5 protein-coding genes are annotated in these 9,992 nt (G+C 37.1%); 1 reads left to right on the forward strand and 4 read right to left on the reverse strand.

All coding sequences use genetic code 11. The features are described 5' to 3' along the window. The first annotated feature begins 276 nt into the window (after window positions 1-276). Window positions 277-411 carry a hypothetical protein gene (locus G8O23_RS17595; RefSeq protein WP_262888082.1) on the forward strand — a complete coding sequence of 45 codons (135 nt, stop codon included), beginning with the start codon at window positions 277-279 and terminating at the stop codon, window positions 409-411. A gap of 682 nt (window positions 412-1,093) precedes the next feature. Here the strand turns inward: G8O23_RS17595 and G8O23_RS17600 are convergent. The 4 genes from G8O23_RS17600 to G8O23_RS16530 form a co-directional block, all read right to left on the reverse strand. Then, entirely contained in the window at window positions 1,094-1,216 is a 123-nt protein-coding gene (locus G8O23_RS17600; protein ID WP_262888083.1) for a hypothetical protein, read from the reverse strand. A gap of 126 nt (window positions 1,217-1,342) precedes the next feature. Next, window positions 1,343-5,101, reverse strand: a complete 3,759-nt coding sequence (locus G8O23_RS16520) for a class I SAM-dependent DNA methyltransferase (protein WP_166366887.1) — start codon at window positions 5,099-5,101, stop codon at window positions 1,343-1,345. 495 nt (window positions 5,102-5,596) lie between these two features. Further along, window positions 5,597-8,218 carry a DEAD/DEAH box helicase gene (locus tag G8O23_RS16525; protein WP_166366889.1) on the reverse strand — a complete coding sequence of 874 codons (2,622 nt, stop codon included), beginning with the start codon at window positions 8,216-8,218 and terminating at the stop codon, window positions 5,597-5,599. 3 nt (window positions 8,219-8,221) lie between these two features. Continuing rightward, window positions 8,222-9,805 carry a site-specific DNA-methyltransferase gene (locus tag G8O23_RS16530; RefSeq protein ID WP_166366891.1) on the reverse strand — a complete coding sequence of 528 codons (1,584 nt, stop codon included), beginning with the start codon at window positions 9,803-9,805 and terminating at the stop codon, window positions 8,222-8,224. Window positions 9,806-9,992 lie beyond the last annotated feature (187 nt).

Here is a 9,992-nt window from a genome sequence, read left to right on the forward strand (position 1 = left end):
GCGAGGCGTGCTCGCTTCCGCTCGGCGGGGTTGGAACCAGAATTTGTCCCCCCACAAGGGTCGGGGCGGGGGTGGGGGCTGCTGCTGGGGCGTATCCCCTGCAGGGCCTTGACTTGCCCACAAGGCCGAATCGCTCGTGTTCCTGTCGTGCCGACGTTCCGCAAATTTTGTTAGCCATCCCGCCTGCCGTCTCCCCGCGGGCAACGACCGATCTTTGTTTCGGTACTCGCCGCCCGCCGCTGCGGGGCGAGGGCTGCCCGTATGGGCTCGGCGGGATTGGAAGCAAAATTTGGTTTTGCTCGAGCGGGCGATGGCGCTGTGCTCTCCATTTCAAGGCAAGGCCAACGCTCCGAAGCTGGCCGCCCATGCCCACCTTGGCGATGTACGCTAACGGCTGGGGGTTGTGGCTAGTGGGGAAGTGCGTAGCCCACTTTTTCGTCCGCCGACGAAAACGAACTGGCAGCGGGCGACCCCGCCCCGAGCCCCCCAGTCATCCCCCATTAGCTACACCCCTTGTTAGCGTCTCGTGGCCAAGGTGACCGAGTCGCCCGCCCCCGGCGCGGGCCTTGTTTCCACAAATTCTGTTAGCCACCCCGCCTGCCGCCCCCGTGCGGGCAACCCTTCTTAAAAATTTTCGTGTGCACAGCCCGCTGGGGCGTGGCGAGGCGGTCTCGCTTCCGCTCGGCGGGGTTGGAACCAGAATTTGTCCCCCCACAAGGGTCGGGGCGGGGGTGGGGGCTGCTGCTGGGGCGTATCCCCCGCAGGGCCTTGACTTGCCCACAAGGCCGAGTCGCTCGTATAGGCGTAGAATCGACGTTCCGCAAATTTTGTTAGCCATCCCGCCTGCCGTCTCCCCGCGGGCAACGACCCATCTTTGTTTCGGTACTCGCCGCCCGCCGCTGCGGGGCGAGGGCTGTCCGTATGGGCTCGGCGGGATTGGAAGCAAAATTTGGCTTTGCTCGAGCGGGCGATGGCGCTGAGCTCTCCATCTCAAGGCAAGGCCAACGCTCCGAAGCTTGCCGCCCATGCCCACCTTGGCGATGTACGCTAACGGCTGGGGGTGTGACCAGTTTGGGTGAGCGGGGCTTGGGATTTATCCCACGTTAAAAAGTTCCCTGCGTGCCGACCCGCTTCCGTAACCCATACATCCCAAATTGGTTACACCCCTTGTTATGGGCTGGCTATTAATTTTCTGTCGTGTCTTTAGATTCGACATATAAATTTGCTACATTTTTTACGGTTTTACACGTGCGTTGGGACAGACACACTTTTTGGCAAGCTTTGGTTGAAGCGTGGCTCGTGTGGCTTGGCAATGTGTGTGGCTGTGAAGCGTTGGCTATATTTAAGTGCTTTCAATTATCTCAATTTCTTCTTTTGTCAAGTTAAATAATTCATAAACTAATTGATTAATCTCATTTTCAATTGTAAAAGTATCTGCTTTACTGTCGCTTTTCTTCATCTCAAGAATTGTTTTAACCTTATTCTCAATATGTATTTTTGTTGTTTCATTTACATAAGGAATAGGGGTAGTTTCAACATAAGCTTTTGATAAAGAATAATAACCGCCCCTAACTTTAGAAACAATTGAGTTAAGATAAAACTTAACAGTATTTGAATTCATAATGCCAAGTAAAGATAAATCATTTATTGGCATCATAAACGTTGTTTTATTAAGATAGATTCCTTTGTCAACAATTGTTAACTGATTCTCAAATGATGTTTCTGACCATACAATCTTTTCTCTTTCAAATTCATTAAAATAGTCAACCGCATCTTGAATTTCATACCATTTATATGAGCCTGGTTTTCTCCCTTTCCAATCTGTTCCTTTGTAAGATTCTGGTTTAGGTTCTAATCTTTCTTTATAGTTTTCAAGATGCTCAAGAATTGCAGGATATTTACTAATGTCAACACCCCTTCTGGTGAATATTAAAAACTTTTCAACATTCGGGTTTGTATATTTTTTGATGTCCTTTCCGTCTAGAAATGGCTTAATCAATTCTATGCTTGAATTATCTTTTAGAATTAAATTGTTTTTAGTTTCGTCATCGATAATAAAGGCTTCATTACAACCTGTTAAAATACCCCTAAAAATTTTAGCATTAACAATCTCACCTAAATGGTTTCCATTTTCTTTAAGTTTTCGAACCAATTTTTGAGAAATAGAGTCTGATAAAGTCCAGCCACTTTCTTGAAGTTCGTCCTGTAAAACATCAATTTGATTTTTATGCAAGTATTCAGTCATTTTATCACCAAACAATAAAGTGTCTAAATTTACCGCTTTAAATGATTTAGATGCTTGCGATTTTGAGATTGAAAGTATACTAGGATAAGTTGTGGCTTCTTCAAATACTGGCAAATCGCCGAAATCAATAATAAAATTTATTTTTAATTTCTTGATGAAAGTTCGTAATGATTTACCATAACCCGCTCGCATCCATTTGTTAGGAACGATAAAAACAAACTCTCCATTTGATTTTAGATTTCTAATACCTAATTCAATGAAAAATACGTACAAGTCAGCAGTACCTGCAAAAGAACTAAAGTGAGTTTGAAGGTAAGGTTTTATTTCTTTTAATTCTTCTTGCCTTATGTAAGGCGGATTCCCAATCACAACATCAAAACCAATAAAATCCCCATTTTCATTTAACACTTCTGGAAATTCAAAACGCCATTCAAAGGCATTTTCATAGATTTTGTTGTTCTTTATTTCTTCAATTTCAGAGTCTAGTTTTTTGATTTCGTCAGTAAATTTTTGAACCCTTTTATTCCATTCTCCCTTTTCCTTTTTCGATTTTTCAAAAAGAGTGGTTTGATTTGTAAGTGTAAAAAGTTCACCCTTAATTCTCTGTAAACGTTTTAATTTAGGGTCGTTCGATGCTATTTCGCTTCTAAAATCGCTTTTTATGTCGGCTATGAGCCGTTCCATTTCTCTTTTCTGCTCCTTGTTCTGGGCGTTTCTATAAGTTGAAACTGCAAGACGGTAGCTGTCAATATTCCACTTGCTCTTTTTTAGGGCTTGCCCTAAATCAGCATCTATGGCAAAGCGACTTACTAGAGAATTTCCACACTTTATATTGATGTCAATGTTTGGAAGTGTTTCAAGTTCCGTTTCGTTTTTATAGTAAGCATTTTTAAGCAATTCAATCCATAAACGTAAACGACAGATTTTTACTGAATTTGGATTTATGTCAACACCAAAAAGACAATTCTCAATTATGGTTTGTTTCTCGTGGAATAGCGTTACCTGAACTCTTTGGCTTTCTTTGCTTTTGGGATTATACTCAAAAATTAATCCGTCATCATCTGTTGTAATCAGCTCATCGTTAACAACTTCAATATGGAATTCTTTTAACCTTTTTCCTTCTCTGTCTTGCAGTATTTTTAGGTCGTTTTTTACTGCAATTATTTCATTCAGAGCCGAAACAAGGAAATGCCCCGAGCCAACGGCTGGGTCACAAATTTTTATGCTATTTACAATTTCGTTGGCTTCTTTTCTATCTTCAATCTTATCATAAAGCTCATCAATGGTTTTACACTCCCAATTTTTGGTTTCATTGAATTTCTGAACAACCGCTTTTCTTATGGTTTCCCTGCACATATACATTGTGATGAAACCTGGTGTGAAAAACGAACCGTCTTTATAACCGTTTATTTTCTCGAAAATTAGCCCAAGAACTGAAGCATTTATTAGCGTTTTGTTGTCTTCCTGAATTTCTTCCGAACCTTCACTCGTGAAATCGTAAGCATTTAAAAATTCAAATAGATATTCAAGTGAATTTAGCGTACCCGTTTTCTTCTTTCCCTGTTCATTTTTAAGAACGGTTGCGCTGTAAATTGGCACCTGTTTTTCATCACGTAAATTACTTATGAATAGCGTTGTATGCTCTAAATCGGTGGGTTCAAAAAGTGAACTGTTCAAATAAGGAACTTTCTCAAACACTGCACTTATTTCGCTATTCCTGTCTTCAAATTTCCGTGCTAGAACCTTAAAGAAAAGGCTGTTTAAATCGTCGTAGTTTTTAATTTTATCAAAATTCAGAAAACTGTATGATTTGTCGCCTTTGTGATAAGTAATTAATTGCGCTTCAAGTAGTTTTAGGAAAAGGATTCTATTTATCCAAGTGATACTTAATTCAAGGGCAACACTGAAAAGCCTTTCCTGCATATTGCTACCAAACTGGCTTGGCTTTTCTAAACGACTTATTTTGTCAAGGCTATCAAGTTCAATTATTGCATTTTCAAGTAAAGAACCTGAGTTTCTATACCCTTCCTTATTTCTTTCAATTATTTTTTTACCTCCCTCTTTGGTTTCAATTAATCCGATAATATGAAGTAGTTCACCATAGAAACGCTTATCAAGCGTATTGCTGTCATTGGTAAAAGGAAGTTTTAAAAGGTGCTCAGGTGAAAGAAGTTTATATAGCGCAATTAGTTTATTGTCGTCTTTCTTGTCGTTGTTTCTTAAAGGCTTCTCATATTCCCTAATGTCGAAATATGAGTATTCAATTTCGTTTGTAATGCTTTCAATAAATGGTTCTGCAATTTCCTTGTAGAAAAAATCTGTAGTTTTTCCTGACATTCTTCCATTTTCAAACTCATTGAATTGCTTTACAAAACTCTTATTATGAGCAAAATGCTTTTCAAAAATATTGGCATCGAAAACAAACCACTCATTTATATTAGTTGCGATTAAATATCTAATCTCTAGGTTTTTGTGCGTAATTCTTTCACGTAAGTAGTATAAAACCATTTCTTGAAACGCTTTCACATTGATTTTTTCCTGTGTCAGCATTTCGCTTTTGTTCGTTGGTTTCTTGGTTTCAACTATTACACCAACCGTACTATTAGCATTATTCCCATTATGAATTACAAGGTCTGTTCTGCCTTTTGTATTTATAAAATGATTCGGCTCGTAATAGGTTTTCTTTAGAAAGTCAACGATTAAAAATTTATGAAATTCTTCCGATTCCTTGTCATTAATTCTGTCAAGTAATTGAATTAGATTCGTCTTAAATATTTCTATTTCAGAACGATTAGGTTTTAATTTCAGAAACGCTTTATTAAGTGCCTTTCTAGGCTTCAACTGCTTTAAATTCATTTAATTAGTCTTTTTATTTCAGTAGGTTAAACTACAAATTCTATTCGGACTATCAATGCGGGGGGCAAAACGAAGGCTGTTTTTGTTGCGAAGCAATCGCCTGTGCGGTGGGGCAACAAAAAGTGCCTGAGTGTGCGTGGGCAATTTTCGATATCTTTTTTTCTATCTATGTAGCAAATTTAGGTCTTCCACGATTTTTTCTTCATAGCTTGCCCATAACGGCTGGGGGTGTGACCAGTTTGGGTGAGCGGGGCTTGGGATTTATCCCACGTTAAGAAGTACCCTGCGTGCCGACTCGCCTGCCTAACCCATTCAGCCCAAATTGGTTACACCCCTTGTTGTGCACTGGCGTTAATTTTTCTGTCGTTTTAATGTACTTATATTTGCTGCAATGTCTTTTCTTTCGTGCGTTGGGAACAGACACACTTTTTGCCAAGTTTTGGATTGCAGGGCGGCTTGTGCGACTTGGCAATGTGTGTGGCTGTAGCGGTGGCACTAGATGTTTCTTATTACATTCAAAAAATCTTCAAGTTTATACGCTCCGTCAACTGTTCTTCTTTCGTAAACCATAAAATACCTATAATTATTACCTGCTTTACTATACCACAAACTACCTAAACTTATTTTCTTTTCAGCATCTAAATGGTCTCCTTTTGTTTCAAGCAAAATTGTTTTACCACTTTTTGATTGAATAATGAAGTCTGGGTAATGATTTATGAAACCGTTTATACAAAATCCTTTACGTTCAACATTTTTTGTCCAAAATAAAACGTTCTCCATATTCGCAATTTCATTTATTACTCTTTCTTCAAAACCATTCATTTTACTTTCCTTTTCATAAAGCGATTTTGGCAAATCAGGAGAAGTTTCATTTATTATTTGTCGTAATGGTAATTTAAAGGATGGTTTAATAATTATTTTGTCAGTATCTAAGAATTCTTTAAATTTCTTTTCTATGTAAATTAATGATAATGAATTAATATGAAGTTTAATTTTGTCGCAATAGGTATATTCATTATTGGCAAAATCCATATATTGGTCATCATTAAAATCTTCGAAAATACGACTGATGAATTTTTCAATCTCTTTGTCAGGTATTGGCGGTATATTACCAATAATTGACATTACTCTCCTTGTGAAATTCTTAACTCTACTTTCTTTGCGTGAAGGGTCAAGGATGAAACTTAATAAACTCTTTTTCAACTGGTCATCGACCTTAAAACGGGTTGGTGTATGCTCTTTTTTTGTTTCATCTAAATCTATGCTGTATATTGAAGAGGTTATACTATCAAATGGTATGTTTGTGTCAGCTTTACCAAGTGGAAAACCAGTTAGTAGGTTTTTGTCTTCAAGAATTGTTTCTTCCTCTCTCTGCCCGAATAAATCGTTTGCTGGAATTTTTAAATAAAACTGTGGGAGTTTTATTTGACTTGCACTTTCATAAAAAAATTCCTTAATACCATAAGAGTTAATCAATGGTTCAATTTCGTTTGGAAAAGATGAGATATTGTTTGATGCCATATCTTCAACTATTTTATCAAAAGTATCATTTTGTTCTTTTGCCGCTTTTTCAATTTCTGAAACAACGTCGTCGGGTTCATCATTTGCATTGGAAACCTTTATTCTGGTTGTATCGATGTCAGAGGTAATGTCATCAGCAACGTTTTCTAATTCTAATGTGTTTGATGGACTTATGATTAGGGGTTCTTGTTGCTTTTTTAATAATTCACTGCTTGAACTATCTGCTAATTTATAATCCTTTTCGCTAAAACCAGCTTTATTTAACCCTTTTACAATATTGTCAAGTGTTTCGTGAAATTTGGAAGAAGCTGTAAGAACATAGCATAGGTTTAACAAAGGGAAGTTATGTTTCATAACGTAGGGTTGTCTTAAAACCCTACCTAGTATTTGCTCAACATCTACGGCGGAACTTTTATCAGCAAGGGAAGCTAAAATATATGCGAAAGGACAATCCCAACCCTCTTTTAGAGCGTTAATTGTAATAATGTAGCGCACTTCACAATCCCTGCTCAATAAATCAACGCCTTTAATTTCATTAATATTTGCAGTTTTGATTTTGATGTGTTCTTCTGGAATTTGAAGTTCAAGTAATTTTTCTTTAAGTTTTTGAACATTCGTTTTTTCATCTTCAACGTTCAGAAAGTCTTTGCCATTTTTTGGTTGAGCTTGAAATAAAACAATGGGGCGGATATACTTACCACCTTTTTTCTCTTCCTCTTTAGCTTGTGCTTCTAAGCGTTTTTGCAGTTGTAATGCGGAGTTTATCACTTCAGTTTTGTCTTGATGGTTATAAACTATAACAGGTAGTTTAACCATATTCTCCCGCTTAAGTTCTAATGCATCAACGAAACAAATTATGTTACTGTTCTTTCTTGGTGTTGCCGTTAAATCAAGTATAAAACTTGGATTAAACTCCTTAAGCATATCAATGCTTAATTCAGTTTCAGCATTATGGCTTTCGTCAACAATTACTAAAGGATTTAAATACTGCATTACCTTCATTAACGAAATATCATTATCTTGCCCCAAAAGGGATTCAAATGATTGCAAAGAGCCATTCTGTTCATATACTTTTCTCCCCTCTTTGTTTGATGTTCGAATGCTATCGAAACTTAACACAAAAATTGACAGTTGCTCTTTTACAGATGAAGCATTAAAACCACTGCCTTGAAGCAAAGTATTCTTATCGTAAACCTCTACTTTGTTTCCAAAATGGGAATTTATTTTTTGACGATATGGATGACTTGTATCCTTTAAGTTTTTTATAGTTTGGTCTAATATTGTAATAGATGGCACTAGCCAAACAACCGCTTTTGGCTGGTCGATGTCGAATGCTTCAAATACCGTTTTAATTGCATTGCAGGCAATAAAAGTTTTGCCCCCTGCTGTTGGTACTTTTAAGCAAACGTGTGGAACTTTTGGAATGTTATTTTTATAGTGTTCAATAGCCGTTCCTGTATTTGGTTTCAAAGGAGTTCTAGGGTGTTTTACCCAAAAGTTATTAAAAGCCTCTTTTGTATTCTTTGTTTCCTGTAAATGAGCAAGAAATATTGAGAGGTCGTTAATTACTTGTTGTTGATATGGTTTCAGTTCCATTGCTTAAAAACGTGTTATGTCTCTTGGTATTTTTTTGAAAATTATGTGTTTACGTGTTAAGTAATCTGGTGTCAAAACACAATTATCAGCATAAATTACGTATTGCCCTGCTTTAGTTCTCATTGTAGGGAAAAAATCGTAATCTAATGTTGTAAACTCATCTTTTTCGTAGAAAAAGTAGTAAGCTGTATTGTTGTGTTTGCCAAGAAAATACTTGTTTTCATCGTGAGGTATTTCTAAAATTGAAGTTTTAGTTTCAGTGTAGTAAACGTAAGGTCTAATTTTTTCTATACCAACTTCTTCGTTCAAATTTCCATCCTCATCGAATAGAGGCTTCCCAAGTTCGAAGTAATCAAAACCTCCTCCAGTTCCAACAGATGAATTGTAACCAGTAATTACTCTTTTAACTCTTTCTGCTGTTAGTTTATCGGCGTATTCCTCCATTTCAATTAGAATAAACTTGCGATTACCACAATCCTTTTTGTTTAGGTTAAGAACAGCGTGTGCAGTTGTGCCTGAACCTGAAAATGAATCAAGCATTATGGAGTTTTTGTCTGTTGAAAGCTCTAAAATTTTTTGAATTAATGTAGATGGTTTTGGAGTTTGAAAAGGGGTTTTGTCATTTTGGAATACCCTTTTAAGTTCTTGCTTAGCACTTTGATTATGTCCAACTTCTTCGTGTAGCCAAATAGTTAAAGGGACAGTCCCATCCTGTACTTCTGTAAGAAACTTTTTTATCCTTGGCACACCATCTCCTTTCTTTCCAAACCAAATTCTTTTTTCCTCTACTAATTTTTCAAATCTTTCTTTTGAAGTCATCCAACATCTACCCTCAGTTGGATTAATTACTTTTCCAGAGGGTGTTGTAATTGGATAATCATATTCCGAAGAATAAGTTTTTACAGTAAAATCACTAGAAGTCCAAACACCTCTAGGGTCATTATCAATGTTTTTATATCTTGAATTTTGAGCTTCAGTTCTATTAATCAAGTTCCTTACCCAGTTTATTTTATTTTTCGCATAACAAACAATAAAGTCGTGATTATCAGATAAGTATTTGGCATCATTTTGAGGGCTAAATTTTTTTTGCCAAATAATGTTGTTAATAAAATTACCAATACCCCATATTTCATCGCAAATCAATTTCAAATTGGCTTGTTCATTATCATCTATTGAAATAAAAATTGCACCATCATCAGCTAAAAGTTTATGGAGTAATTTTAATCGAGGGTACATCATACAGAGCCATTTATCGTGGCGTGTTAGGTCTTCGGCTTCTTTACCAACAACTTGTCCTAGCCATTTTTTAATTTTGGGGTCATTCACATTGTCGTTATAAACCCAACTCTCATTTCCAGTATTGTATGGCGGGTCAATGTATATGCACTTTATTCTTCCCTCGTATTCAGGTAAAAGGGTTTTTAATGCTTCAAGGTTATCACCGTGAATTATTTTATTTCCGTTATTTACTTCTTTATCAATGATTTTACCATCAACAAAACCATAAGAATGTTCCAGAACTTTATATGGTACTTCCATATGATGATTAATAACTTTCTCTTTACCAATCCAGTTTAAAGTAGGCATATATGAATTTCAGCGTTTTTAAAATTAAAAACCCAAAGATACAAATATCTGTGGGTGCGTGGGCAAGAAAACAGCTCTTTTGCAAACATTGGTTGAGGGTTGGGTTGTGCGGTTTGCAAATGTGCTGTTTTGTGCGTGGGCATTAATATTTCAATCTTTTGTCTTTATGCAGCAAATTTTCCTTTTC

The sequence above is a fragment of the Perlabentimonas gracilis genome (genome assembly GCF_011174675.1).
Taxonomy (GTDB): domain Bacteria; phylum Bacteroidota; class Bacteroidia; order Bacteroidales; family Tenuifilaceae; genus Perlabentimonas; species Perlabentimonas gracilis.